1 protein-coding gene is annotated in these 1,260 nt (G+C 59.9%); it reads right to left on the bottom strand.

The window, feature by feature from the left end:
• Positions 1-35 precede the first annotated feature (35 nt).
• Complete coding sequence (locus ABK249_RS33760) at positions 36-1,160, bottom strand: IS110 family RNA-guided transposase (RefSeq protein ID WP_348864920.1); 1,125 nt, start codon at positions 1,158-1,160, stop codon at positions 36-38.
• Between the last annotated feature and the right edge of the window lie 100 nt (positions 1,161-1,260).

Raw genomic sequence — 1,260 nt, 5'->3', positions numbered from 1 at the left:
AATTAAACTCTCCTTTGTACTTGGCGCCCCCTTCGTCAGGCTGCCTTTGTGGGGGGAATGGGAACTGTTGTCGCAATCGCCCAGACGAAAGCAGCGAGTTCGCGCGCGATGGCGACGGTGACGATGTTGGTGGGGCGCCCGCTGGCCTGCATGCGTCGGTATCGCTGACATAGCCGTACCTGCGCCTTCCAGGCGATCGCCCTGATCGCTTCAGGCAGCCCCTCCGTTCGCTTCAAGATTTCCTGGCCGACACGGGCCGGCAATCTGTAGGTCCATGCACCTTCGACCAGCATGCGTCTTGCCCGGGTGTTGCCCGCCTTGGTGATCGAGCCGCGCGACACGCTGGCGCCTGTGGAATGTTCCCTGGGGACCAATCCCAGCCAGGCCATGAACTGGCGTGGGTTGCTGAAGCGTCTGAAGTCGCCGATCTCCGATACCAGTGTCACCGCCGAGATCTGTGCGACACCGCGCAGGGCCTGGATCGCTTCGACGACAGGGTTCAGCGACCAATCCGGCAAGAGCGCCAGCATCTGCCAGGTCAGCCGTTCCCGCCGTTCCTCGATCTGTTCGATGGCACGAATGTATTCTTCCATAGCGATCTGCTGCGCACGGTGATCAAAGCGCTGTGTCGCCAGCCAGTTTCGATGAGCTCTTGTCCAATGAGAGCGGCCTTCGAAGACCCGGCCGTGCCGGAGCAAAAACGACAAGAGATGCTGGCGTGCCCGTCGTAAATCCGAGACGGCCGCTTCCCGTGCCCGGCAAAGATCGCGCATGGCCTCATGCGTCTCGTCGGGAACCCAGATGGACGATAGTTCACCTGCTCGCAACAACGCGGCAAGCGCGACAGCATCACGCCGATCTGTCTTGATCTGAAGTCCCGGCCGGGTCGGAACCAGCGATGGCGCAACGACAAGGCAGTCATAACCCAGTGCTGAAAGCTGACGATACAATCCATAGCCCGTCGGGCCGGCCTCATAGCAAAAGCACAGGCGTCCGTGACGTCCGGCAAGCTTGTCGACAAATTTGCGCACTGCATCGGCACGGTTGGCGATTTCGCCGTAATAACGAACCTCGCCTTTGCGGCCTGCTTCCGCCAGACCGATCGCGATTTTTTCCTTACTCACATCCAAACCAACGTAAAGTGCGATATCATCGACCACGGCTCGTCTCCTATGTTTGAGGCTCTGGCTCTGCAGCTAACCCTCGTTCTGAACATAATGCGAGACGAGCCACCCTGTCGGCCAAGGACATGGGGTCTCA

It is taken from the genome of Neorhizobium phenanthreniclasticum (genome assembly GCF_040066075.1).
GTDB classification, from domain to species: Bacteria; Pseudomonadota; Alphaproteobacteria; order Rhizobiales; family Rhizobiaceae; genus Neorhizobium; species Neorhizobium petrolearium.
This window is presented reverse-complemented; position numbering and strand designations above follow the sequence as displayed.